The organism is Kribbella sp. NPDC004138, assembly GCF_053603655.1.
In genome coordinates this window covers 133,065-158,447 of sequence record NZ_JBSGFZ010000006.1, presented here as the reverse complement: position 1 = coordinate 158,447, position 25,383 = coordinate 133,065, and the positions used below count along the sequence as shown (strand labels likewise).

At 69.0% G+C, this 25,383-nt stretch carries 21 protein-coding genes; 5 read left to right on the top strand and 16 right to left on the bottom strand.

The annotated features are described in order from the left end of the window. Positions 1-74: 74 nt before the first annotated feature. Positions 75-1,283 (top strand): TerC family protein, encoded by a 1,209-nt coding sequence (locus ACWEOO_RS10285; RefSeq protein ID WP_452142716.1) that lies wholly within the window; start codon positions 75-77, stop codon positions 1,281-1,283. Between the two features lie 40 nt (positions 1,284-1,323). Here the strand turns inward: ACWEOO_RS10285 and ACWEOO_RS10280 are convergent, their stop codons facing one another. The 4 genes from ACWEOO_RS10280 to ACWEOO_RS10265 are packed head-to-tail and all read right to left on the bottom strand — an operon-like array spanning position 1,324 to position 6,284. Next, a complete protein-coding gene (locus ACWEOO_RS10280; RefSeq protein WP_452142715.1) occupies positions 1,324-2,154 on the bottom strand; it encodes a carbohydrate ABC transporter permease in 831 nt (276 codons plus the stop codon). Positions 2,155-2,156: 2 nt separating this feature from the next. Continuing rightward, entirely contained in the window at positions 2,157-3,107 is a 951-nt protein-coding gene (locus ACWEOO_RS10275) for a carbohydrate ABC transporter permease (RefSeq protein ID WP_452142714.1), read from the bottom strand. After that, a complete protein-coding gene (locus ACWEOO_RS10270) occupies positions 3,104-4,426 on the bottom strand; it encodes an extracellular solute-binding protein (protein WP_452142713.1) in 1,323 nt (440 codons plus the stop codon). Before ACWEOO_RS10270 ends, ACWEOO_RS10275 begins: the two co-directional genes overlap by 4 nt. Position 4,427: 1 nt before the next feature. Continuing rightward, positions 4,428-6,284 carry a glycoside hydrolase family 127 protein gene (locus ACWEOO_RS10265; RefSeq protein WP_452142712.1) on the bottom strand — a complete coding sequence of 619 codons (1,857 nt, stop codon included), beginning with the start codon at positions 6,282-6,284 and terminating at the stop codon, positions 4,428-4,430. A gap of 156 nt (positions 6,285-6,440) precedes the next feature. Here ACWEOO_RS10265 and ACWEOO_RS10260 point away from each other — a divergent pair, with 156 nt between their 5' ends. After that, the gene (locus tag ACWEOO_RS10260) at positions 6,441-7,439 is read left to right on the top strand and encodes a LacI family DNA-binding transcriptional regulator (protein WP_359939664.1); all 999 of its coding nucleotides are present in this window, start codon (positions 6,441-6,443) and stop codon (positions 7,437-7,439) included. An 88-nt stretch (positions 7,440-7,527) separates the two neighbouring features. Further along, positions 7,528-8,715, top strand: coding sequence for a hypothetical protein (locus ACWEOO_RS10255; RefSeq protein ID WP_452142711.1), 1,188 nt, complete (start codon positions 7,528-7,530; stop codon positions 8,713-8,715). On the opposite strand, the gene ACWEOO_RS10250 is transcribed toward ACWEOO_RS10255, so the two are convergent. The 11 genes from ACWEOO_RS10250 to ACWEOO_RS10200 all read right to left on the bottom strand — a co-directional run bounded on the left by ACWEOO_RS10250 (position 8,678) and on the right by ACWEOO_RS10200 (position 22,438). Further along, positions 8,678-9,658, bottom strand: a complete 981-nt coding sequence (locus tag ACWEOO_RS10250; RefSeq protein ID WP_452142710.1) for an acetylxylan esterase — start codon at positions 9,656-9,658, stop codon at positions 8,678-8,680. The two genes, ACWEOO_RS10255 and ACWEOO_RS10250, sit on opposite strands and share 38 nt — an antisense overlap. Positions 9,659-9,681: 23 nt before the next feature. Further along, the gene (locus tag ACWEOO_RS10245; protein WP_452142709.1) at positions 9,682-11,991 is read right to left on the bottom strand and encodes a polysaccharide lyase 8 family protein; all 2,310 of its coding nucleotides are present in this window, start codon (positions 11,989-11,991) and stop codon (positions 9,682-9,684) included. A gap of 10 nt (positions 11,992-12,001) precedes the next feature. Next, entirely contained in the window at positions 12,002-13,033 is a 1,032-nt protein-coding gene (locus ACWEOO_RS10240; protein WP_452142708.1) for a GDSL-type esterase/lipase family protein, read from the bottom strand. Between the two features lie 200 nt (positions 13,034-13,233). Then, positions 13,234-14,286, bottom strand: a complete 1,053-nt coding sequence (locus tag ACWEOO_RS10235) for a right-handed parallel beta-helix repeat-containing protein (protein ID WP_452142707.1) — start codon at positions 14,284-14,286, stop codon at positions 13,234-13,236. A gap of 29 nt (positions 14,287-14,315) precedes the next feature. Next, positions 14,316-14,900 carry a hypothetical protein gene (locus tag ACWEOO_RS10230; protein WP_452142706.1) on the bottom strand — a complete coding sequence of 195 codons (585 nt, stop codon included), beginning with the start codon at positions 14,898-14,900 and terminating at the stop codon, positions 14,316-14,318. Continuing rightward, on the bottom strand, positions 14,897-16,831 hold the full coding sequence (locus ACWEOO_RS10225) for a hypothetical protein (RefSeq protein ID WP_452142705.1): 1,935 nt from the start codon (positions 16,829-16,831) through the stop codon (positions 14,897-14,899). Before ACWEOO_RS10225 ends, ACWEOO_RS10230 begins: the two co-directional genes overlap by 4 nt. Beyond that, positions 16,831-18,558 carry a heparinase II/III domain-containing protein gene (locus ACWEOO_RS10220; protein ID WP_452142704.1) on the bottom strand — a complete coding sequence of 576 codons (1,728 nt, stop codon included), beginning with the start codon at positions 18,556-18,558 and terminating at the stop codon, positions 16,831-16,833. Before ACWEOO_RS10220 ends, ACWEOO_RS10225 begins: the two co-directional genes overlap by 1 nt. Then, entirely contained in the window at positions 18,546-19,310 is a 765-nt protein-coding gene (locus ACWEOO_RS10215; protein ID WP_359939690.1) for an SDR family NAD(P)-dependent oxidoreductase, read from the bottom strand. Before ACWEOO_RS10215 ends, ACWEOO_RS10220 begins: the two co-directional genes overlap by 13 nt. A gap of 23 nt (positions 19,311-19,333) precedes the next feature. Further along, positions 19,334-20,215 carry a carbohydrate ABC transporter permease gene (locus tag ACWEOO_RS10210; RefSeq protein WP_452142703.1) on the bottom strand — a complete coding sequence of 294 codons (882 nt, stop codon included), beginning with the start codon at positions 20,213-20,215 and terminating at the stop codon, positions 19,334-19,336. Further along, positions 20,202-21,155, bottom strand: coding sequence for a carbohydrate ABC transporter permease (locus ACWEOO_RS10205; RefSeq protein WP_363712958.1), 954 nt, complete (start codon positions 21,153-21,155; stop codon positions 20,202-20,204). The genes ACWEOO_RS10210 and ACWEOO_RS10205 overlap by 14 nt, the downstream gene beginning before the upstream one ends. Further along, complete coding sequence (locus tag ACWEOO_RS10200) at positions 21,152-22,438, bottom strand: ABC transporter substrate-binding protein (protein ID WP_452142702.1); 1,287 nt, start codon at positions 22,436-22,438, stop codon at positions 21,152-21,154. The genes ACWEOO_RS10205 and ACWEOO_RS10200 overlap by 4 nt, the downstream gene beginning before the upstream one ends. A gap of 222 nt (positions 22,439-22,660) precedes the next feature. Here ACWEOO_RS10200 and ACWEOO_RS10195 point away from each other — a divergent pair, with 222 nt between their 5' ends. Further along, on the top strand, positions 22,661-23,743 hold the full coding sequence (locus tag ACWEOO_RS10195; protein ID WP_359939702.1) for a LacI family DNA-binding transcriptional regulator: 1,083 nt from the start codon (positions 22,661-22,663) through the stop codon (positions 23,741-23,743). A gap of 10 nt (positions 23,744-23,753) precedes the next feature. Further along, complete coding sequence (locus ACWEOO_RS10190) at positions 23,754-24,554, top strand: TrmH family RNA methyltransferase (RefSeq protein ID WP_452142701.1); 801 nt, start codon at positions 23,754-23,756, stop codon at positions 24,552-24,554. Positions 24,555-24,565: 11 nt separating this feature from the next. Here ACWEOO_RS10190 and ACWEOO_RS10185 read toward each other — a convergent pair whose 3' ends face one another. Then, entirely contained in the window at positions 24,566-25,360 is a 795-nt protein-coding gene (locus ACWEOO_RS10185) for a class I SAM-dependent methyltransferase (RefSeq protein WP_452142700.1), read from the bottom strand. Between the last annotated feature and the right edge of the window lie 23 nt (positions 25,361-25,383).

The window sequence follows — 25,383 nt, the reverse complement described above, 5'->3', positions numbered from 1 at the left end:
AGAGCAAAGATGCCTTTTAGGCAACTTTCATCGAGCAGGCTGGACTCGGCGGCCCGGCGTGGTTGGGTTGGCCCATGACCGTGTCCCTGGTGGTCTGGGTGCTGACGTTGCTCGCGATCGTCGGCCTGTTGCTGTTCGACTACTTCTTCCACGTGCGGTCGGCCCATGTGCCGACGATCCGCGAGGCCGCGATCTGGTCCGCGCTGTACGTCGGGATCGCGGTGCTGTTCGGCCTCGGCACCCTGGTGTTCGGCGGCGTCGCGATGGGGTCGGAGTACTTCGCCGGCTACATCACCGAGAAAGCGTTGTCGGTCGACAACCTGTTCGTGTTCCTGATCATCATGACCGGCTTCCGGGTGCCCCGGGAGAACCAGCAGAAGGTCCTGCTGGTCGGGATCGTGGTCAGCCTGATCGCGCGGGCCGGGTTCATCTTCATCGGCTCGGCGTTGCTGCACACGTTTTCCTGGGTGTTCTACGTGTTCGGGATCGCCCTCCTGCTGACCGCCGGGAGCATGCTCAAGCCGGAAACCGAGGAGTCCCACCAGGCGCAGAACGTGGTGGTCCGGCTCAGCCGCCGGCTGTTCCGGACCTCGGAGGAGTACGACGGGGACCGCCTGACGACCGTGTCCGGCGGCCGGCGGATGCTGACACCGATGCTGCTGGTGATGGTCGCCATCGGCGCCACCGACCTGATGTTCGCGCTGGACTCGATCCCGGCGATCTTCGGCCTGACCCAGAACGTGTTCGTCGTGTTCACGGCGACCGCGTTCAGCCTGCTCGGCCTCCGGCAGCTGTTCTTCCTGCTCGACGGGCTGCTGGACCGGCTGATCTACCTGTCGTTCGGGCTCGCGGCGATCCTGGCGTTCATCGGCGCCAAGCTGATCCTGCACGCGCTGCACGAGAACAACCTGCCGTTCGTGAACGGCGGCGAGCACGTCGAGGTGGTGGAGATCAGCACCGGTCTCTCGCTGGCGGTGATCGTGGCCGTCCTGCTGATCACGATCTTCGCGTCGCTGTTCAGCACCCGCGGGCGGACGCAGACCGCGATGGCCCACATCCGCCGGGACGCGACGGCGTACCTCGATCCGGAGTACACCGACGACCCGGCGGAGCGGGAACGCGTGTTCCGGCGGCTGCTGCGGGCCCGCGACCACATCACCGACCTGGGCCCGAAGGCCAAGCAGCAGGTGCGGAACGAGGCCGACCTGATGGACCTGTGCCGCCAGGTCGGCGAGGCGCACGCCGCCGCCCACGCCGACCACGAGATCCGCCCCAGCTTGTGAACCGCCCCAGCCTCTGAACCGGCCCAGCCCTTGAAGCGGCCTAGCCTTTGACGGCTCCTGATGCGAGGCCGCTGACGTAGAACCGCTGCAGGCCTACGTACAGCACCACGCACGGGATCATCGCGATCACCGACCCGGCCACCAGCGACCCGAAGTTGATCTCGCCGTACGCGCCGGCCTGGACGTTCACCAGCGCGACGGGCAGCGTGTAGAGCTCGTCCTTGGTGAGGAACGTGAGCGCACCGAGGAATTCCGTCCAGGCCGCGAGGAACGCGTACAGCGCGACCGTCGCGGCGCCCGGCGTGATGAGCGGCCGCAGGACGGAACCCAGCATGCGGAGCGTTCCGCACCCGTCGACGTGCGCCGAGTCCTCCAGCTCCACCGGCACCGACGCGAACGAGTTGCGCATCACGAACACCCCGAACGGCAGGTTCACCGTCGTGTAGAACAGCACCAGCCCGAGCAGGCTGTCGGTCAGCCGCAGGACGTTCATCTCCAGGTACAGCGGGGTCAGGATCGCCTGGAACGGGATCATCATCGACACCACGACGAGCGCGAACAGCACCGGCCCGCTGCGGAACCGGAACCGCGCGAACCCGTACCCGGCGAGGGTCGCGAGCAGGGCCGTCAGGACGGCGGTGCTGATCGCGACGACCAGGCTGTTCCCGACTGCCCGGACCAGGTTTCCGGGTCCTTCGATCAGCGTCCGGAAGTTGTCCCAGGTCAGGTCGAAGAACGTTTTCCCGTCCGGGGCCGCGACGATCACGTCGTTCGGCTGCACGGACCGGAAGAGGGCCCACAGCAACGGTACGGCGAAGACCAGGAACGCGCCGCCACCGCCGATCACGTAAAACGTGTTCTTGAGTCGCATCGTCAGTCCTTCTCCCGGAGCAGGCGGAACTGGGCCGCGGTGACCAGGCCGACCACGATCACCAGCACGATCGACAGCGCGGTCGCGGCACCGAGCTGCAGCTGCACGAAGGCCCGGTTGTAGATGTACTGGACCACCGTCGTGGTGTCGGTTCCCGGACCGCCGCGGGTGAGGATGTAGAACTGCGAGAACGCGAGCAGCGAGCCGATCACCGAGATGATCACGGCCATCGCGATCGTCCGGCGCAGGATCGGGATCGTGATCTCGCGTTCCTGCTTCCACCAGCCGGCGCCGTCCAGCTCGGCCGACTCGTAGTACTCGCGCGGGATCGCCTGCATGCCGGCCATCAGCAGCATCATCGTCAGCCCGCTGACCGCCCAGACCACCAGCACGCAGATCAGCCCGGTCGCGAGCGGCCCGTCCACCAGCCAGGCCGTCGTACCGTCGGTGATGCCGAGGTCGCGGAGCACGATGTCGATCACGCCGCTGTCCGGCTGCGCCTCGAGGACGGCCATGAAGCTGAGCGTGGACAGTCCGACGACGAACGGCAGGAAGAAGACGGTGCGCAACACCGTCGAGCCGCGGCGTTTCCGGCGGACCAGGACCGCGAGCGCGTAGCCGAGCACCAGGATCGGCCCGGTCACGATGACCGTGTAGAGCAGCGTGTAGAGGACGGACTTGGCGAACGCGGCGTCGGAGACGATCGCGGTGTAGTTCTTCAGCCCACTGAACTTCACGGTGCCGATCAGCGGCCAGTTGGTCAGCGAGATCACCAGCGCGAACACGAGCGGGACCAGGACGAAGACGCCGACGAACAGTACGGCGGGACTCACCAGGAGCAGCCCGGTCCGGGACGGATGCGTGAGCGAGCCCTGCCCGACCCGGCGGCCGGCAGAGGCGGCTCTGCGCGAGCCGGAGTCGAGCCGGCGGGCGCCTCTGACCGCGGTGCTCATGCTTGCCCCTGACGGAGGATGCGGTCGTAGTTCTGCTGTGCTTCCCTCATGGCGGCCTCCAGCTCGCCGTCGAACACGGCGCGGCGGAACATCTGCAGCCACGGCCCGTCCGGCTGGTTGTAGAGGAGGTTGTAGGACAGGGTGGTCGGCGCGTATCCCTCCTGGATGCGTTCCAGCGGCAGCGTCGCCAACGGGTATTTCTCCGCGAACTCCGGGGTCGGGGCGTCCGACCGCACCGGTGTGTAGCCGCCGGCCGGCAGGTCGATCTGCTGCGGCAGGTCCAGCGCGAACCGGACGAACTCCCACGCGCCGGACGCGTTCCGGGCACCGCGCGGGATGCACATGTTGTCGCCGCCGTCGAAGAATGCGGCGCCGCCGTCGGGGCCGGACAGCAGCCGCGGCGTGACCTTCTGGTGGAACGCCTTGTCGGACGCCGAGACGACCACGCTGTAGTTCGACGGGAAGATGCCGATCTTGCCGGCCCGGAAATCGCTGCCCCAGCGCGACGCGTCGTCGGAGAAGTTTGCCCTCGGCACCAATCCGTCGACCCACAGCTGCCGGTGCAGCTCGAGCATCTGGGTGACCGCGTCGTTTCCGACGATGTGTCCGGACTGGTCCGGGATCGTGCCCTGGATCAGGTCCGTGTCCGCCGCCCACACCATCGGCTGGACGACGAACCCGAGGGCACCCGGACTGTTCGCCGGGAAACTCCACGCGTAGATGTCGTCGCCGAGTTTCCGGAATTTCCGTGCCGCGTCGAGCAGGTTTCCGAACGACTTGACGGCCTGGTCCGGGTCGACGCCGGCCCGGTCGCACAGCTCGGTGTTGAACCAGAACATCGAGTTGTCGGCGAGGTACGGAACGCCGTACACCCGGTCGTCCTTGGTCGCCAGCCGCAGGTGGCCCGGGCTGAGTTTGTCCCGGAAGTCCAGGGCGGCGAGCGGTTCGGTGAGGTCGGTGAACGCGTCGCGGTAGATGAACAGCATCGAGTTGATGTCGTCGATGTCGACCAGGTCCGGCACACTCCGGCCGCGGATCGCGGTCGCCAGCTTGGTCACGTACTGGGCGTCCAGGACCGGTGTCAGCTCGACGGTGAGCCGGTCCTGCGACGCGTTGAACTTCTTCACCAGGTCGGTCAGGCCGCTCTGCGTCGCCGCCCGGCACCACACCTGCACGGTGCCGGTGGCGTCCTGCCCGAAACCCGCCGCCTGGACGTCGGGTGCGGGCAGGACCGAGCTGCAGCTCGACGTCAGACCGGCCCCCGTCATGCCGGCCGCCGCAGCGGCCGACACGCCGAGGAACTTCCGCCGGGTGAACACGTCAGGCCCTGGGCAGCCAGACGCGCATGGCACCGATCTCCCGGTTCGCCCACGCGTAGTACGGGATCGCGGTCACCTCGACCTCGTCCCCGGTCGAGTCCTCGACACCGACCCCGAACGACCAGCCGGGCCGATGACCTGTGCCTGCTCGTCCCTTGGCCTTCAGCACTGTCACTCCGTCCAGGAGATTCGTGCTCTCGGCAACAGGCGCCTCGGGTACCAGATGCAGATCGTCGACGTTCGCCTCGTTGTCCGCCTGCTCGACGGCGTACACCAGCGGACCGCGCTCCAGTGCGACGCAACCACGCACCGCGTCGATCCGAGGATCCGCCCCGACGACCCTGGATTCCAGTGGCAGTTGGAGATCGATCTGCGCAGCCGTGACGCGAGCGTAGGTGCCGGGCTCGACGCGTTCGCCGTTGACGGTGGCGCCTTCCGCCCACGCCGGAATGCGGAGGTCGACCACCGCCGGCGCCGCGCTGGTGATGCGGACCGCGCCGTCCCACGGGTAGTTCGTCTCGACGGTCAGCTCCACGTCGCCGGCCTTGATCGTGCCCGCGGCGTACTGGTGGATCTGGACCGCGTCGTCGCCGGTGGTCGCGAGGTAGCCGTCGAGACTCGACAGCGTGCGCATGATGTTCGGCGGGCAGCACGCGCAGTCGAACCAGCCGCGCCGCCCGTGCGCCGGGCTCCGGCCGGTGTCCGGGTACGCCGCGCCGCGCAGCTGCAACGGGTTGACGTAGAAGTACTCCGAACCGCCCAGCGACACGCCGGCCAGGAAACCGTTGTACAGCATCCGCTCGATCGCGTCGCCGTACGCCGCCTCGCCGGTCGCGAGCAGCATCCGCCAGGCCCACTGGATTCCGCCGATTGCCGCACATGTTTCCGCGTACGCACGATCCGGCGGCAGCTCGTACTCGTCGCCGAACGCCTCGCCCTCCCAGCGCGCGCCCAGCCCGCCGGTGACGTAGGTCTTCGTGGACCACATGTGGTCGAACTGCCGCTTCAAAGCGTCGAGCAGCTCGGCGTCACCGGTCTCCAGCGCGACGTCGGCCGCACCGGCGGCGAGGTAGACCGCGCGGACCGAGTGACCCTCGACGCTGGTCGCCTCACGGACCGGGACCCGGTCGGAGAAGTACGCCGGCGAGTGCCCGTGCCGCTCGATGATCCCGTGGCCGCGGGCCTCGACGAACCACATGGCCAGGTCCAGGTACGCCGCCGTACCGGTTTCTCGATAAAGCTCGACCAGGGCCATCTCGATGACCGGGTGACCGTCGACGTCGACGGTCTTGCCGTCGCCGAACGTCGCGACGAGGTGGTCGGCCAGCTTGGTCGCGACGTCCAGCAGCGCCCGGTCGCCGGTGCAGCGGACCTGCGCGACGGCGGCCTGGATCAGGTGTCCGGCGCAGTAGTGCTCGTGGCTCCAGACGAGTTGCTGGTAACGGCCCTCGTCGCCGTAGCGGAGCTGGACGACCGAGTCGAGGTACCCGTCCTCGCGCTGTGCGGCCGCGACGACCGCGGTCAGCTCACGAATGCGCCGCAGCAGGCCGTCGTCGGGGTTGCGCCCGTACTCCCACGCGGCGGCTTCGAGCCACTTGTAGACGTCGGAGTCGGCGAACACCGGGCCGATCGCCTCGCCCTCGCCGATACCGGCGGCCAGGCGGAGGTTGTGCAGGTTGCCGGCCTTCTCGAGCTGGTCCTGGCCGCTGGGGATCGCGTCCGCGCCGTTGCGGGCCTGCCGCGGCGCCCAGAAGCCGCCGGTGATCGCGACCTGACCGAGTCCGAGGGGGTGCCGGCGGCCCTTCGCGGTGGCCGCCGGAGTGCGGGAAGTGCTGACAGTTTCCGGGGAAGAGCTCATCAACCGTGACTCCTGAGTTAGGAAAATCCGGAACACGTTTTCCTGGACGAAGGTAGAGAGCCGAACGCGCCAGGTCAACCCCTGCCTGTGGATAAACTCCGGGCCGGTCGCGATCCGTGCGGTACTGTGCCGGAAACCTCGGAAAGGAGTTGCTGCATGGCGTCACGGATCATCCGCGTGCCCGGGATCAAGGACGTGGCCGCGCTGGCCGGTGTCTCGGCGAGCACGGCGTCGAAGGCGCTGAACGACACCGGGCAGCTCCGCGCGGAGACTCGCGAGCGCGTCCGCCGGGCTGCCGACCAGCTCGGTTTCCGCCCCGACAGCCGCGGCCGCGCGCTCGCGTCCGGGCGCAGTTTCACCGTCGGCCTGATCACGACCGACAGCTCGGGCCGGTTCAGCATACCGATCATGCTCGGCGCCGAGGACGCGTTGAGCGCCGGCGAGATGGCCCTCGTGCTCTGCGACACCCGTGACGACCCGCTCCGCGAGCAGCACTACCTGAAGTCGCTGGTCTCCCGCCGGGTGGACGGCATCATCGTGACCGGGCGCCGGACCGAGGCGCGCGAGCCGATCGACGTACCGATCCCGGTGGTGTACGCGTTCAGCCCGTCGACCGATCCGGACGACACGTCGGTGATCGTCGACGACCACGGCGGCGCCGCGTCGGCCGTGCGCCACCTGCAGTCCCTCGGCCGGGAGCGGATCGCTCACGTCACCGGTCCGGAGTCGCATCTCAGCGCGCAGATCCGGGCCGCGTCGACGATGGGCGCCGCGCGGGCGGGCTTCGTCGGCCAACCGCTGTACGGCGAGTGGAGCGAGCGCTGGGGACGGCACGCGGTCGACGTGCTGCTCCGGGCCGAGCCGACGGTGGAGGCGATCACCTGCGGCAGCGACCAGATCGCCCGCGGCGTCTGCGACCGCCTGCGCGAGCTCGGCCGCTCGGTGCCGGACGACATCGCGGTCACCGGCTTCGACAACTGGTCGGTGATGGCGCTGGCCAGCCGGCCGCCGCTGACCACCGTCGACATGGAGCTCGAGGAGCTCGGTCGCCGGACCGCCAACCTGCTGCTCGACGTCATCGCCGGAGAACCGCGCCGCGGACAGCTCATCCTCCCCACCCGCTTGATAACCAGGGAGTCGACGCTCGGCACGTGACGGCATCGGACATGTCGCGTGGTCCCGTTTCCGGATGGTCATCCGTTCGACTGCCGTTGGTTGCCGGCGACCGTCTAGATTGAGCCGGGTGCTGCGCAAGCTGGTGATCGGTGTGGCGGTCGTCGCCACGCTGGTGGCAGGGGTGGGGACCGCGCGTCTGGTGCTTCCGTGGACCGATCCTGCCCGGGGTGTGGTGAAGCAGTTGGCGTTCCTGCGCGCCGAGCTCGAGGGCGGCGCGGACCTGGCCGCGCAGAAACAGTTTCCGGAAGGTTTCTTCTTCCTCAACGCGCTGTACGGGCTCAGCTGGGTCCAGGTCGGCATCGACGATCCGGCGCGCTCCGCCCACGCGACCGCGGAAGTGCGCTGGGCGCTCGACCGGATCGCCTCCGAGGACGGGACCGCTCCGTTCGACGCGTCGCTGCAACCACGGTACGGCGTCTTCTACGCCGGCTGGACGAACTGGCTCCGCGGCGGCCTGATCGCGCTCGGCCACTCCGACGCCGCCGAGCGAGATGCGTTCAGCAGCGACTCGGTCGAGATCGCCACCGCTTTCCGGACCGCGAAGACGCCGTTCCTGGCCGCCTACCCGGGACAGGCCTGGCCGGTCGACTCGGTCGTCGCGATCGCCTCGCTCCGGCTGTACGACGCGCTGGTCGCGCCGCGCTTCGACCAGACCGCGCGCAACTGGGTGACGGCGGCGAAGACCCGGCTGGATCCGGCGACCGGGTTGCTTCCGCATCAGGTCGTTCCGCAGGTTTCCGGCGCGCGGGGCTCGTCGCAGGCCATGATCCAGCGATTCCTGGTCGACATCGATCCGGCGTTCGCGCGAACGCAGTACGCGAGCTTCAAGGACAAGTTCGTCAACGGTCTCGGAGTCCGCGAGTACCCGGAGGGCACCAGCGGCAAGGGGGACGTGGACTCCGGGCCGCTGGTGTTCGGAATGAGTCTTTCCGCGACGGTCGTCGCGCTGGGCGCGGCCCGGATTCACCACGACCCACTCGCCGATCGGCTGGCGCGGACGGGCGAGCTGGTCGGGTTGCCGTTGAGCGGGTTGAAGACGAAGCGGTACGCGTTCGGTGTGGTGCCGATCGGGGACGCGTTTCTCGCCTGGTCGACGTCTGCCCGGCCGCTGGTCGCCGCCGCCCAGCCGGAACTCGACGGCGAGTCCGGCTGGTGGCGACTTCCTTGGTTGGTGCTGCTCTGGCTACCGGCCATGCTCCTGTGGGGCGCGCTCCGGCTCAGGCACCGTGGCCGAAGGCGCCCGCGAGCGCATTGAGCTTGCGCGGCAGGTCGTACTCGGCGCCGCCCTCGTGACCGTTGTAGGTGAACACCTCGATCTGCGCCGGCCCCGCGTAGGCGTGGTAGGCCGCGAACACCGTGGACGGCGGGCAGATGTTGTCCATCAGCGCGACCGAGAACCACGCCGGGCACGTCGCACGGGCGGCGAAGTTCACCGCGTCGAAGTACGACAACGTGCCGATCGCGGTCTCGGTCTCGAACCGGTGCCCCTTCAGCCAGCGCGCGATCTCGGCGTACGGCCCGTTGTCGGTGATCTGCGAGGCGCGCCGGAAATGACTCAGGAACGGTACGTCGGCGATCGCCGCGGACAGGTCCGCGCGCAGCCCGGCGACCGCGAGCGCGAGCCCGCCGCCCTGGCTGCCACCGACCACCGCGACGCGGTCGGCGTCGACGTCCGGGCTGCTGCGCACGGCATCGACCGCGCGCACCGCGTCGGTGATCAGCCGCCGGTAGTAGTGCTTGGCCGGATCCTCGATTCCGCGGGTCAGGAAACCCGGTGCCGACGATCCGTGTCCTTCCGGCGCGATGTCCGGAGTTTCCGAAACGGTTTTTCCGCCGCCGCCCTGGCCGCGGTTGTCCATGATCAGGTGCGCGTATCCGGCCGCGCTCCAGGTGAGCCACTCGTACGGAATCCCCCGGCCGCCGTTGTACCCGATGTACTGCACGACCGCGGGCAGCGGACCGGTGCGGTGGCGTGGCAGGAGCAGCCACGCCTTGACCGGCTGACCGCCCCATCCGCTGAACGTCACGTCCTGGACCTCGACGGTCGCAAGACGTGCGTCGTACGGCGCGAACCGGGTGTCGATCGGCCGTCCGGCAGCGTCGTCGAGCGTCTGCTTCCAGAACGCGTCGAAGTCCGCAGGCTCCTCCGGCTCCGGCCGGTACTCGCGCAACCGGTCCAGTGGCATGTCGACCAGCATGAAGCGTTTCCTTTCAGTGGACTTCAGTGGAAGCAGGCAGTGGCGGCGTTGCCGTGGCGACCGGTGGTGTCGACGACGATGCGCCAACCGCGGCCGCGGCGGGTGACTGTGACGCCCGGATCGGCCTTCGTCAGCAGGAGATCCGGCGTGTCGAGGTCGACGGTGACCGACGGACGGGTCTGCGTCGGATCCGAGATCGCGACCGTGCCGCCGGCGACCACGACGGAGGCTGGTCCGTCGGCGGTCAGTTCGGCGACGGTACCGGCGCTCCAGAAGTTGGTCGCCAGGACGTTCCTCATCCGGATCGCATGCGCCGTGGAGTCGGCGCGCAGTTTCTGCACCGGAAGCTTGCCGGCGAAGGACTTCGTCGCCTCCAGCGTCGCGGTCGGCAGCTGCACGTAGTAGTAGCCCTGCGCGACCGGTGCCGTGCCGTGGGCAAACCACACGGTTTGGTACGGGCGGCTGACGGGCGTGTCGGTGCCGTACTTGAGGTTGATCTCCCGCCAGGTCGCGGTCCGGTTCTCGCGCAGTGTCCGGATCGGCGTGCGGTCCGGGAAAACGTACCCCCCGGTGCCGTCGAGGTGACACCAGCCGGGTGCCGCCGTGAACGTCTCGTTCCCGGTGCGCAGCTTGCGGTTCTCGATGATCGTCTCGACCGTGCCGTCGCCGGTGACGTCCGAGCCCACGCACACCATCACGTCGTCGATCAGGAACCAGCTCTTCAGCGCCCGCAGGCTGGTTCCGTGCCCGCGCAGGTCCATGCCGTAGGCACCGATCGTCCGTCTCGGAACCGCGGCGCCACCCACCCAATCCGCCTCGCTGGTGCTGCGGAAACCGTAGGAGTCGGCCAGTCGCCGGGTGTCGACCGTTGTCCCTGGCAACCGGTACGGGTCGACCGTCGGCCAGTAGTCGCCCGAGTAGTGGCCGAGGTCGTCGTCGTACAGCAGCACCATGCCGTCGGACAGGTGCCAGCCGTGCAGGTTCTCGGTCTGGATCGACTCGTAGTTGTAGATCCGCGACGAGTAGGCGCTCAGCCCGATCGTGAACGAGGGCCGGTGATGCGCGACCTTGTCCATCCGCGGGTACTGCTTGTGCAGCACGAGCGGGCCGCGGGCGGGTGCCGGCGACGCCAGGATGTTCCGGGCCGCCACCAGCGAGGCCGGATCCGTGACCTTCAGGAAATCCCGGAAAATGTCTTCGGTGATCCATTGCTTGACGAGCGCGGCCAACTGCGCGGCGCGGTCGGCCGGCGCGGCCGGGATCAGGCGAAGCGTGCCTTCGACGACCGTCTGCGTCGGGGCGTGGTTCTGCTTGCTGGGCCGGGCGATCTCCCGGCCGCAGACCGAGCCCATCAGGTCGCCGCGCACCATCAACGGGTCGAAGGCGTCGGTCACCCAGCCGTAGATGTTCTCGAGGTCCGGATCGGTCACGGTCCACTCGGTACTGCCGAGCAGGTAGAGCAGGGCGGAAAGCGTTCCGAGCAGTTCCTTGCCGTACCCGCCGTTGTACGGGTGCTTGTAGTGCTGCAGGAACGAGCCGTCGCTGTAGAAACCCTCGCCCGTTCCGTCGACCCGGCCGGGCGCGTCGTTGAACGCGAGCACGCTGTTCGCACCACTGCCCTCGACGTCGCTGATCGCGTCGCGCACGCGGACCAGCGCGGCTGTGTCGCCGTCGAGGACCGCGCGGGTGGCCACCACGGTGGCGATCCAGACCCGGTTCGCGCCGGTCGCGATCTGCCGGTCGGCGCGCCACAGGTTCGGGTCCGGCGTGTAGTGGTTGATCGCCGCCGTGTACTTCGTCCGGGTTTCCGCCGGGATCGCGTCGAACAGCAGGACCAGGGTGTCGGCGAACGCGGAGGCACCGCCGATCTCCCAGTCGTAGTCGTTGTCGTAGCGCGGGAGTGTGGGGCTGTAGCGATTGGTGTACATCCAGTCGAGGGCACCGCGGATGTCGTCGGCGACGGACGCGTTTCCTTGGTACGCCGATCCGTTGGTGGCCCAGGCCACCGCGATCTGCTTGATCCGGCGGAAGTTCGACGCGACGTGGTTGGAAAGCGTTGTACTCGCGAGGTCCGGCCAGAGCGTGGTGCGGCCTGCCGAGCGGTCGAGGGTACTGAGCGCGGACTGGGCGAGGCGGTCGACGCGGGCGATCGCTACCGCGAGGTCCGGATCACTCGGGTCGACGGTCGGCCCGCCAGTGAGCAGGGTCTGCCAGCGGAGGCGGAGCTCGTCGGTGGACCCGGCGGCCCAGGTCGGTGTGGGGATCGCGACGAGCGCCGTTCCGCCGAGCATGCCGCCGAGTACGGTACGGCGGCGAAGGGTGAGATCAGGCATGTGAGTCCTCTCAGAGGGCTAGGGCAATCGCCTTTGCGCCGGCGGCGTTGGGATGCAGACCGTCGCCGCTGTTGAAGCCGGGGCGGAGCCGAGCTGGGTCGGCCGAGTCGCGGAGCGCCGCATCGACGTCCAGGAGGCGGTCGAAGAAACGGCCTTGCCGGAGTACGGCGTTGACGTCGCTGCGGACCTCGTCGAGAGCGTCGGTGTAACGGATCCAGCCCTTGAACGGGCCGATCGTCGCGCCGATCACCTCGAGGTCGTGATCGTGCGCGCGGCGTACCAGCTGGTCGTAGGCCTGCAGGATCCGTGCCGGGTCGGTCTGGCTGGGCGGTTGCTGGATGTCGTTGATGCCCAGGAACACGACCAGCGTCCGGAGACTCGGCAGGCCGAGTACATCGCGGTCGAACCTGGACTGGCCGCTGGGTCCGAAGCGGGCGTCGTCGAGCAGAACACGGTTTCCGCTGATTCCGAGGTTGGCGACGGCGGGGCGCCGGCGGAACCGTCCGGCGTACTGGTCCGGCCAGCGGAGGTTCGCGTTGTCCGGCGTGCCGACTCCTTCGGTGATCGAGTCGCCGAGCATCGCGACCACGCGGCGCCCGGCCGCCGGTACGTCGACACCGTTCAGCAGGAACACGGAGTTCGTCGGGCGGTCGTCGATGGAGCCGGTCGCGTGCACGTTCCGGTGGAAACTCAGCGGGCCGGTGGGGCCTGGCAGGTACATGCTCACCGCCAGCTCCCCACCGTCCGGCATCACCATCTCCACCGGATCGCTCACCACAATCGCGCCGGCCGCGAGCAGGATCTCCTTCTCCCCGCCGAACAGCACCGGCGTACCGTTCGCCGCTACCGGTCCGACCACCACAGCCGTCGCGCCGAACGGATTCGCGAACCGCAGCCGAATGCCAGCACTTGTTCCTGCCGAGAGGTGAAGGGTGTAGCGCAGGGTGGTGTCGGTGAACCCGGCGCTTGCGTCGCCGTCCGTGGGCGTCGGAGCAGTCTGCGCAGTCGCCCAACTCGCGGCCCACTGACCATGAGTCCCCACCGACGATCCCAAGCCCTGCCCACCCGACGCGGTGGCCGCCGATCCCCCACCTACCGCGCCAAACAGCCCACCAAGAACCCCACCGGCCGTCCCACCAAGGACAACCCGTCGCGACACCCCACCAGCCGACCCGTCTGACGACACCCGACGCGAGCCCTCCTGAGCGCCGGCAGCCCCGTGGGTGTGTTGTGTCCCCGGCATCAGCAGGTCGCTGTCGGGTTGAAGTTGGTGGCGTAGGTGCCTACGGAATTTCCGCCGGTGTTGCCGGACATCGTGTTGCCGCAGATCTGGCCCTGGGGTGTGCGCATGAACTTGATGCCGCCGGAGGCGTTGTTCGTGATGGTGTTTCCGTAGACGTTGTTGTCGGTTCCGTCGGTTTCCGTGTCGCCGCCGAGGCGGACGCCGGCGCCGGCGTTGTCGTGGATCGTGTTGTAGCGGAACGTGTTTCCGTTGCCGCGCGCGTCCAGGCCGCCCGAGCTGGAGTCCTGCTGCCGGCTGCAGTCGTTGTACTCGACGACGTTCGCGGTCGAGTTCTCCTTCACGTCGACGCACTCGTTGCCGTACGTCGCGATCGTGTTGTCGTGGATGTGGTTGTTCCGGCTGCGGTCGGGCTGGTCGTCGGGCGCGCCGTTCGCGCCCTGCTGCTCGGGCGCGGTGCCGAGGTAGATCCCCTCGCCGTTCTTGCCGCCGTCGCCGAACTTGAAGTCGTACACGCCGCACGGGCCGACGGTGTTGCCGTGCACGTCGGCGTTCGTGATCAGGTACCGCAGCCGCAGGCATTCACCGCCGGCGTTCTTCAACCGCAGGTTCCGGATCGTCAACGTGCCCACGCCGTCACCAGGCGACGTGCTCATCGCGTACACGAGCTTGTCCCGGTACCCGGCCTTGCTGGACGACGACCCGAACAAGCCGTCGATCGTGAACCCGTCCAGCGTCACGCCGTCGTGCCGGATCTGGAGGATGCGCGAGTTTCCGGCGCCTTTCACGACCGCGCTCGACGGACCGCTGATCGTGACCCCGGACCGGATCGTCACCGCGTCCTGGAGATAGGTGCCGGAGGCAAGGTGTACGGTCGCGCCGCGCGGAGCGACGTCAAGCGCTTTCTGGATCGTCGCGAACGGCGTACCGCTCGACGTACCCGAGTTGGCGTCGCTGCCGGTGGTGGCGACGTAGTAGTCGGTCGCGGCGTGTGCCGGGATCGCGGGCAGCGCCAGCGCGGCGCCGAGAAGCAGGATCGGGACAGCTCTGGACATGGTGGTCCTCCTGAGTGGGCGGTTGCTGCCTATGGGCGGTCGGCGACGAGCAGGCCGACCAGAACCGGAACTGTGGTGCCGAGGAGCAAGGGACCTGCTGGTATCGGAAGCGAGAAGACCGGTGCGGCGACGGCGGCACCGAGGAGTGCGGTGCCGCGCGGAACGGAGGTGAAGGCCAGACGGAACGCAGTACGACGCCAGTCGGTGGCTGATCCGGACGGGTGGCGACCCGCGGCGACCGCGAGCGCGAGGTGATAGGTGACCGCGGCGGCGAACAGGCCGACGTGGATCATGAACAGCGTCAGGACGGGTGGCCCGGAACGACCGGAAAGGAACGACAAGTTGCTAGCGGCAACCACCGCGGCGATCGTCATCAGCACCGAGTGCGGGAGCAGCGGGCGCCAGTACCTGCGCCATCCGGCGAACACCCCCGTGAAGCACCGCGTGTCGCCGTCGGTCCGCCACCGGTTGAGCGCGAACCCGACCGCCGCCAGGGCGGGAAGCCACGTCACGATCCCCAGACACAGGATCGTGAAGGCCGCGCCGGCCATCGCCGGGCTCGCGATCCAGCCGAGCCAGTCGAGTGCGCGCCGACCGACCCCTCCCCCGGTCATACCGTGATCCACCCGTCCGGCGTCACGATGACCGCGCGGATCCCCACGCCGGCCCAATCAGGCTGGAGGTCGGCGCCTTCGATGGTGCCCTCGTCGTCGGCGAGCAGCACGGTCTCGTCAGCGAAGGAGACCCCGTGGCCGCGGGCGAGGTCGAGGCGGCGTGCGGTCGGTGGTGCCGGGTGCAGCGACGAGGTGGGTTCGATGGTTGTGAGAAGGGTGGCGGTCTTCGTCCGGCGAGCAGTGGCCCGGAGCGTGTGCATGGTGCGGGTCAGGCGGAGGCTGGGCGTGCTGGACGTCGGGTTGGCCTCGACCTCGGTGACGGCGGACTCCACGGTCAGCGGTGTGTGCAGCCGGACCCAGGCTTGCGCGGACCCCGACCGCAGCGCGATCTCGTCGCCGTACTCGATCGGCCAGTCGGCGTGCAGCAACAGTGTCCAGTCGCGCGGCGCCTCGGCCGCGCACCGGTCGAGCAGGACGAGTCGGCCCGCGGGCGTGAAGACGAGGGTCCGGTCGAGTCGGGTGATGCCCAGCTCAGGCGGGTACATCGCCGCGATCTGTGCTGTGGCGTGGGCCGTCCCGTCGGCCGCGTGGACGTCGACCATCCGCGCCTGGCGTTCGTACGGGATTCCTTTGTAGACGTGGTAGCGGTCCTCGTCGGCGTACCCGAGGCCGTCGACCAGGACCAGGTTGTGGTCGCCCGCGCGCTTGCGGTTGCTGTATCCCTCGTCCACGGCCAGGAAAGCGCCGCGCGAGGTCAGCACGAACGATCCCGAGTCGGGGTGATGATGCCCGGCGCTCAGCGTGTCCCAGCCGCGCTCGCGGTCCAGCCGGTGCGATGTCTCCCACGCCTGATGCCCACCGCCCGGCGCAGCCTTGAACGACATCATCGTTGCCTCGTCGTCCCATCCGGTCCGCGCCGTGACCAGGCCGAGGTCCGGAAAGTACGCGGACAGCGGCGCGTTCTTCGCGGGATCGACCGGCGACAGCGAGTCGTCGTACCAGAGCAGCTCGAGGTACGCCTCGGGCATCACGCCGGGTTTCACACCGCTCGCGTACGCCTCGCGCCAGAAGAAGCGCTCGGACACGAGATCGGCCAGCCACTGTGCCTCGCCGATCCGGTACGCGGAAGCGAGTTTCCGGTACAGCGCGACGCTGTGTCCGCTGCGCCGGTCGTGGCAGTCGCCGTGATCGATGTTCTCCTCGAATCCCGGCGCACACTGCTGCAGCCGGTAGGAAAACGTGTTCGCGAGGAACCGGCAGCGCTGCCACCAGTCGAGGCCCTCCCGGTCCTGCAGCAGGTCCAGGTACGTCGCCAGCCACGGAACGCCGTACCGCCAGTAGACGACGCCCTCCATGTCGGAGCCGTCCGCCGGCAGCAACTCGACGACCGTCTCGAAGTTCCGCTTGGCGCGCTCGGTCCATTCGGTGCGGCCCAGCGCGTAGCCGGCCGCGGCGAGCCCGGTGTAGCAGATCCAGTTGTGGTTCTGCCAGTACGACGAGCTCCACCACGAGCCCTCGGTCTCGACGGCGAACTCGTACAGCCGCGACCCCTGGAGCTCGAGCTTGGCGCGCAGGTCGCCGGCCAGAGCGAAGTCGTCGCCCAGCCAGGTGTAGGCGAGGGACAGCCCGTGCAACAGCCAACCCGCGTCGAGGTCGTGGTCCGGGAGGTGAGCCTTGCCCCAGTGCGGGAAGCCGATCGCGGCCGAGATCCAACGCTCCGCCTCGACGCGGTATCCCTCGTGGCCGGTCAGGCGGTAGGCCAGCGCGAGGTTGGCGGCGGCCGGGCCGAAGTACGTGATGCTCGCGGACGGGTGCTCGGTCGGTGGGGCCTGCGTTCGGTACCAGTCGCACTGCTCGCGCAACCGCCGCCACTGCGCGGCGTACCGTCCGTCGAGGCCGGCGCGTACCTCGTCGATGCGATCGTCGAACATCACAGTCCTCCGATCGCGTGGTCGTTTCCGTCGACCGTGATGACGTCGCCTTCCAGCCGCACGTCGAGCGTTGTGGTCGAGTAGACGGAGCAGTACGTCGCGGTCGCGCCGACAACTGTCCAGTCGAGCCAGGTCCGGGTCCGCTGCGGATCGTCGGCCGGACCGGGGCCCGGGCGGGTCACCGGTACGGCGTCGGCGAGGTGGTATCCGTACAGCGTTTCGTCGCCCGCCCACGTCGTCCGTACCGCGTCCGGACCGACCTCCACGGTGAGGTCGACGTCCGGGCGGAACTGCAGCACGATCTCGCGCTCGCGATCCGCCGTCACCCGGACGACATCGACCAGGTAACTGTTTCCGGAAATGAGTTTCCGTGCCGCGCGGACACCGTCGTACCAGCCGTCGACGGTGGCCGTCACCGACTCGGCGTCGGAGATCAGCCAGCCGGTCGCCTCGACAGGTTCGAGGCCGTCGATGCGGATCGTCGGGTGGGCAGCGGCGGATTTGTAGTGCGCGCGCCACTCGGCATGGCCGTACGGCACCTGGCCGGGGTCGGGCTGCCACGGCGTCGTCGCGCCGTACAGGTAGAGCGCGAGCTTGTCGTGGTGCCCGTGGGAACCGCCGTGCGGGCCGTGGTCGAGGATCGCCAGCAGACCGGGCACGCGAAGCACCGCGTAGAAGGAACTGACCAGGAACGACCCGTCAGCCGGGGCAGCGTGAGCGACCGAGGTTGCGGTGCGGGCTGGCCCGCTGAACCAGTTGGTCAGCTTGTCCTCGAGGCCGTCGTACTCGGGGCCGACCTCTGCCAGCGCCCGGTCCGCAACAGCGCTCAGGTCGTAGGCGGTGGTGAACTGGCGGGCGAGCGAAGCGATCTCCAGCCACTCCAAGGCCAACGGAGCCCGGAGATACGGACCGTCGTGGAGGGCCGGAAGGATGCCGCCGTCGGTGGCGATCGAGGCCAGCGCCGCGATCATCCGCTCCAGGCGATCAGGCACCGATGACGGATCGACACCGCGCAGACTCAGCAGATAGGCCCGCAGAACGAAGCCGTGGTAGTACGTGCTTCCTTCCCACTCCCAGCCGTCCTCGCCGGTCGCGGCCTCCATGTGCGCGAACTGGCCACGTTCACCGGTCAACCATTCCTCGGCGCCGGACCAGCTCTCGCCCCGAACAGCAGCGGCCGCCTGACTCGCGGTCGTCCCGAGGGCGTTGAACCACGCGGTGTAGTTCGACGAGAACTTGTCCTGGGCAACCATCGCGTCGCGGGCCTGGCGTGCCCCGGCGACCATGTCGTCGAGCATCGGGAGCGTCTCCCCCAGCTCGGCCCGGCCGGCCAGGTTCAGGATCGAGTGGGCGATCGGCACACCCCACACCGCATCGGTCAGCGCCTGGTGGAACAACCGTCCGCGCTGCATCCACCCCTGCGCCTGCTCGTGCTCCCCCGCTTTCGTGAGCTCCACGTACAACCGCGCGTACGACGTGAGCAGGTCAGCCCCGCCCCCGTCGTACGAGAGCAGCCTGATCCGCCGCGCCCAGAAATGGTGGGCGAGGACCGTCCACGCGCCGCGGACCGCGGGTGTGTCGACCCGGCAACCGTAGGAACACGGAACGCCGCCCTCCGGAAAGTTTCCGGAATCGAATCCGACGTGCGCCAGCTCGACACCGTGTGCCGGACACACGTACTCGTGCCACCAGCCACCGCGTTCCGTCGGCGGAGTCAGCGCGGCCACGTGCCACCGTCGATGTCGATGGTGATACCGGTCAGGTACCCGGACGCCGGCAGCGCGAGGAACCGGACCGCGTTCGCCACGTCCTCGACCTGTCCGGCGCGGCCGATCGGCGTTCCGGCGACCATGTTCGTCTGCGCCTGGGCCGTGGAAAACGTGTTATGAAACGCGGTGTCCGCGATGTATCCGGGCGCGACCGCGTTGACCGTGATCCCGCGCGGCCCGAGCTCCTTCGCCAGCCCCTTGGTGAACCCGCGGATCCCGGCCTTCGCCGCCGCGTAGATCACCGAGCCGGGACCGCCGCCGTTGTGCGCGGCGAGCGAGGCCATCGTGACGATCCGCGGGTTCGCCGACTGCGCGAGGTGCGGAATCGCGGCCCGAGTGGTCCGGAACGTCGCGCCCAGGTTCACGTCCACGACCTGCTGGTAGTGCTCGTCGGTCATCTCCTCGACCGGGACCCGCCCGATCAGGTGGCCGGCGTTGCAGACCAGCACGTCGAGACCGCCGAGGAAACCGACCGTTTCGTCGAGCAGCCGGTCGACCTCCGCCGTCGAGGTCACGTCGGCGCCGACCGCGATCGCCTTCCGGCCGAGTTCCTCGATGCCGGAAACGGTCTGCGCGGCCGCGGCGGCGGACTTTCCGTAGTGCACCACCACGTCCGCGCCGGCCGCCGCCAGGCCGAGCGCGATCCCGCGGCCGATGCCGTGCCCGGCCCCGGTCACCAGCGCGCGCGTCCCCTGCAGTTCCCCGGTCATAGAAACAGTCCTTCCGTCGATTGTCATTTGATGCCCGCGGTCGCGAAACCTTGGACGAAGTAGCGCTGCCCGATCAGGAACAGCACCACCATCGGCACGGTGGCCAGCGTGGTGCCGGCCATCAGGAACGCCCACTGGGTGTCGTTCTCGGTGCGGAACACGGACAGTCCGACCTGGATCACCCGCAGGCTGTCGCTCTTGGTCACCAGCAGTGGCCAGAGGAAGTTGTTCCACGACCCCTCGAAGGTGAGCAGCGCGACGGTGATGAACGCGGGTTTCACCAGCGGCGTCATGATCCGCGCGTAGATGCCGAGCTCACCGAGGCCGTCCAGCCGGGCCGCCTCCTCCAGTTCCACCGGCAGGTCCAGGTAGAACTGCCGGAACAGGAACACCGAGAACGGGCTCACCGCGCCCGGGATGATCAGCGCCCACCAGGTGTCCAGCCACCCGGTGCCGCCCTGCCCGGTGATGTCGTTCCCGCCGAACAGCGGCATGAACCGCACGATCAGGAACTCCGGCAGGATCTTGGTGTACGTCGGGATCATCAGCGCCCCGACGAACCCGAGGAAGATCAGCGAACTCCCCCGGAACCGCAACCGCGCCAGCGCGTACCCGGCCATCGACGCGATCAGCACGTTGAGCACGGTGTGGCTGACAGCGATCACGAAACTGTTCCGCGCGTACGTCGCGAACGGAGCTGCCCGCAACGCGTCGGCGTAGTTTCCGAAAGCCCATTCCGTGGGGAACAACCGGGGCGGCACCGCGGCGATGTCGCCCGGCGTCTTCACCGAGGTCAGCAGCATCCAGACGAACGGCACGATCATCACGACGGAGATCGCGGTCAGCGTCAGGTAGAGCGCGATCCGGCCGCTCCGGGCCCGCCTCGAGGTCTCAACGGGTGGCACGGTCACCTCCGGTGATCCGCCGGTTCAGCAGGGTCAGGAACAGCAGCAGCGCGAACAACACCAGGCTCTGGGCGCACGCGTATCCCATCCGGAACTCCCGGAACGCGGACTTGTAGATCTCGTACGTCATCATCGTCGTGCTGTTCGCCGGCCCGCCGTCGGTCAGGATGTACACCTGGTCGAAGGACTGGAACGCGCCGATCACCGAGGTGACGAAGACGAAGAACGTCGCCGGCCGCAGCAGCGGCAGGGTCAGGCTGAAGAACTGCCGGACCTTCGAGGCGCCGTCCACCGACGCCGCCTCGTACAGGTCGGTCGGCAGGCTCTGCAGCGCCGCCAGGTAAATCAGCATCTTGAGGCCGATCCCCTGCCAGATCCCGACCACGATCACGGCCGGCATCGCCCAGTCCGTCGAGGACAGCCAGGCCGGGCCGTCCAGCCCGAGGAACGACAACACGGCGTTGGCGAGGCCGCTGCGCGGGTCGTAGATCCACAGCCACACGAGCGCGACGGCGATCGTCGCGGTCACCTGCGGGATGAAGATCGCGGTCCGGAAGATCGCCCGCCCGGCCAGCCGGGTGTTCAGCATCAGCGCGATCAGCAGCGCGATCGCCATCGCCACCGGAACGGTGAAGAACGTGTAGATGCTGGTGTTCAGCACGGCGCGCCGGAAAACGCTGTCGGAAACCAGGTCGCGGAAGTTTTCCAGCCCGACGAACCGCGGCGGCGTCAGGACGTCGTACGACGTGAAGCTCAGCACGACCGCGGCGACCAGCGGAATGCCGATCCAGATCAGCGCGTGCAGCACGGCGGGCGCGACCATCAGCAGACCGGCGCGGCGGCGGGCGCGCAGCAGCCCCCGCTGCCGCGGCGGGGCTGCGGACGGTCCGGGTGCGGCCGCGCGCACCCGGTCCCGCGTCGACACCATCGTTCCGCTCACAGCCGCGAGATCGCTTCCTTGCTCAGGTTCGCGAGCTCGTCGATCGCTTCCTTGGCGGTCCGCTTGCCGACCACGGCGGTCTCCAGCGTGGTCTTGATCTTCTCCCGGATCTCCATCCAGGCCGCCGTGCCGCCCTCCGACCGGGCCTTGCTCATGTTGTCCAGGGCAAGCTTCACGAAACCGTTGTTCTTCACGTAGTCCGAGGTCCGCAGGTCCTGGACGCCCGGCACGGAACCGCGTTGTTCCGCGGTCGGCAGGATCGATTCCGGCGTACCCATGAACTCGACCAGCGCCTGGGCCGCGGCGGCGTGTTTGGTCGAGGCCGAGCGCGCCACCATCGTGCCGCCCTGCAGCATCGCGGGCACCTTGTTGGCCAGGATGAACGCGCCGACCTTGTCCTCCGCGAGCAACTCCGGGTTCTGCTTCTTGAGCTGCACCCACAGCGAGTTGTTCGACATCATCATCGCGGAACGGCCCTGCTGCAGCGTGGTCGGCTGACCGGCCGACGACTTGAACGAGTAGTCCGCCGACTTGTCCTTGATGACGTCGAGGAACAGCTGCAGCGCCTCGACACCACGCTCGTCGTCGAACTTGACCTGCTGCCCGGCCTCGTCGAACAGGTTCCCGTCGTTGGCGAACAGGAACGTCTCCCAGCACTGCCGCAGATCGATCGAGAACGGGTCGAACCCGACCCGGGTGAGTTTGCCGGAGGCATCGGTCCGCGCCAGCTCCTTCGACATCGACCGCAGCTCGGCCGAGTCCTTCGGCGGCGCGGTGATCCCGGCCTCGGCGAACAGGTCCTTGCGGTAGGTGACGATGCGGGTGTCCAGGACCATCGGCAACGCGTACAGCTTGCCGTCGAACCGCGACGGCTCGAGGACGCGGTCCTCGTAGTCGTACCGCTTGGCGAGCTCGTCGGGCAGCGGCGCGAGCACCTTCTTGTGCGCGAACGGCGGGATCCAGCCGACGCCGAGCATCACGACGTCCGGCATCAGGCCGCCGGCCAGGCTGGTGGTGATCTTCTCGTTCAGGGCGGCGTACGTCGTGTAGTCGACCTTGACCGTGACGTTCGGGTTCTTCTGCTTGAACGCCGGCAGCAGTTTGCCCTCCAGCAACTCCTTGCCGGTGCTGCCCTCGAACAGCGGGGTGAGCAGGCTGATCTCGCCTTCGACGGGCCCGTCGGCGGCCGCCTGGGTGGTGCCGCCCGACGCGGAGCACCCGGTGGCCGCGGCGACGGCGCCGAGCCCGAGGGCGGTCAGGACTGATCTGCGGGTGTACTCCATGGCGCGCCTTTCGTGGTGCTGCGGAAGAGGAGTGGTGCAACGATCTACCAGCCGAAGCGGCGCAGCGGTGCGCGACTGGTGCAACGATGCACCGCATGCTAGGAACGGATTTCGCGGCACGTCAAGAGGTGGACGCCGACAAGCTGTCACTGGACTTTCGGCGAGACCTGATGCATCGTTGCACTGCGATACGGCAGCACCACGGGGTGACAGAATGCGCGGGTGGGCGGTGAATTGAGAACTGGCGAGGTGACGATCCAGCAGGTCGCGACCGAGGCGGGCGTCTCGCCGAGCACGGTGTCGAACCTGCTCAACGGGCGCAACCACCGGATGCTGCCCGAGACCCGGCAGCGGATCGAGCGCGCGATCGACAAGCTCGGCTACCGGCCGAACCGGGCCGCCCGGCAGCTCCGGACCGGCCGGAACACCACGATCGGGCTGGTCGTCCCGTCGGTGGGCAACCCGTTCTGGGGTGCGCTCGCGCGGCATCTGGAGTCCGCGGCGCTGGCCGAGGGGTACCACGTGCTGCTCTGCAACTCCGAGCGCGATCCGCGCCGTGAGCGCGACTACGTCGACGAGTTGTGGGCCGATGGCGTCCACGGCGTCGTACTGTGCTCGTCGCTGCCGTCGCTCGAGCACGTGATGCCGCTCGTCGAACGCGGGCTGCAGCTCGTCGCCTTCGACCGGACGTCGCAGGCCGGGGACCCGGCGTCGCTGGTCAGCATCAGCGTCGACAACGCGATCGGCAGCCAGCTCGCCGCGCAACACCTCACCGATCTCGGGCACCGCCGGCTCGCGTTCGTGTCCGGCGCGCTGGCCAGCGTCAACCGCAAGGAGCGGTACCGCGGGTTCACGGCCGCTCTCGAGCAGGCGGGGATCGATCCGGCGACGTCGGTGCGCGCGCCGGTCAAGGGCGACGCGGACGACTTCGGCGACGTCGAGGCCTCCGAGCTGGGCCGCGCCGCCGCGGCCGAGCTCCTGGCGCTGGAGGAGCCGCCGACCGGGATCGTCGCGATCAACGACATGTGCGCGCTCGGCGTCTGCCGCGGGCTGCGCGACGGCGGGCTCGAGGTGGGCAAGGACGTCTCGGTGGTCGGCTTCGACGACATCGTGCTCGCGGACCTCTACGCGCCGACGCTGACCACGGTCCGGCAGCCGATGAAGGAGATGGCCGCGGCCGCCTTCACCCAGCTCAGATCCCGGCTCGACGACTCCGGGCCGACGCAGGGCCAGTCGCTGCTGTTCCGTCCGGAGCTGATCGTGCGCGAGTCGACCGCACCGCCGGCGGAGCGGACGCCGTCGTAAAATGAGCCCGGTGCAACGGATCTCGTCGCGGAACGCCCGGTTCCAGGTGTGGCAGGCGTCGCTGACCAATCGCACCAAGCGGCAGCGGTCCGGCGAGTTCCTGGTGCAAGGCGTCCGGCCGATATCGGTTGCTGTCGACAACGGCTGGCCGGTGCGCACGGTCATCACCGACGCGTCCCGCCCGTTGTCCCGCTGGGCTTCGGATCTGCTCCGCCGGCTGCCGGACGTCGAGCGGGTCGCGATGGCGCCGGAGCTGCTGGCCGAGCTCGGCGAGAAGGACGATCCCGAGCTGATCGCCGTACTGGAACTGCCGGCCGACGAGCTCGAGCGGATCCCGGTCGGGCCGGAGTTCCTCGGCGTCGTCTTCGACCGGCCGACCGGACCGGGCAACATCGGGTCGATCATCCGGTCCGCCGACGCGTTCGGGGCCGACGGCGTGATCGTGACCGGGCACGCCGCCGACGTCTACGACCCGAAGGCGGTGCGCGCGACGACGGGATCGCTGTTCGCGGTCCCCGCCGTCCGCGCGCCGTCGCATCGCGAGGTCCTCGACTGGGTCCGCCGGTCCGCGGTGCCCGTCGTCGTGGTCGGCACCGACGAGCACGGGCCGACCGACGTGGACGCCTTCGACTTCACCCAACCGGTGCTGCTGCTGATCGGGAACGAGACCGCCGGCCTGAGTACGGCGTGGAAGGACGCCGCCGATCACCTGGTCCGGATCCCGATCACCGGATCAGCGAGCTCGCTCAACGCCGCCAACGCCGCGACCGCCGTCCTCTACGAGATCTCCCGCCAACGCCGCGTCCGCTAGCGCCGGTGGTCTCACGCCCTGCAGAGGATCTCGCCGTGCAGGATCGAGATCGTGGCGTCGGGGGTCTCCGTCCAGGTTCGCCAGGCCTGTGAGATCGCGGTCAGCGTCTGCTCCGGTACGCCGGACGCGCGAGCCTGGTCCGCGAGCGCCGACTGGAGGATCCGGTCCGCCCACATGCCGCCCCAGAACGCACGGTCCGCGGGGTTCGTGAACGCCCAGGTCGACGTGGTCGCCTCGACGTTGTCGAAGCCGGCCGCGAGCGCCCACGACAGCAGCCGCCGGCCCGCGTCCGGTTCGCCGCTGTTGGCGCGCGCCATCCGCTGGTAGAGCTCCATCCACTCGTCCAGCTCGGGAAGCTGCGGGTACCAGACGAACCCGTGATAGTCGGAGTCGCGGACCGCGACGATGCCGCCGGGCTTGCAGACGCGGCGCATCTCCCGCAGCGCCTGCACCGGATCGGCCACGTGCTGCAGGACCTGGTGCGCGTGCACGACGTCGTACGTGTCGTCGGGCAGATCCAACGCGTGGACGTCACCGACGACGAACTCGACGTCGAGATCCAGGTTCTCGAACGCCGCCCTGGTGATGTCGAGCGCGGCGGCGTTCGCCTCCAGCGCCGTCGTCCGGCCGGGCCCGACCAGGCGGGCGAGATCGGCGGTGATCGTGCCGGGACCGGCGCCGACGTCGAGCAGCGACATCCCCGGCCGCAGCTGCTCGAGCAGGTAACCGGCCGAGTTCTGCGCGGTCCGCCAGCTGTGCGACCGCAGCACCGACTCGTGGTGGCCGTGGGTGTAGACGTTGTTCATGCCAGGCTCCTTTGCCCTCACCG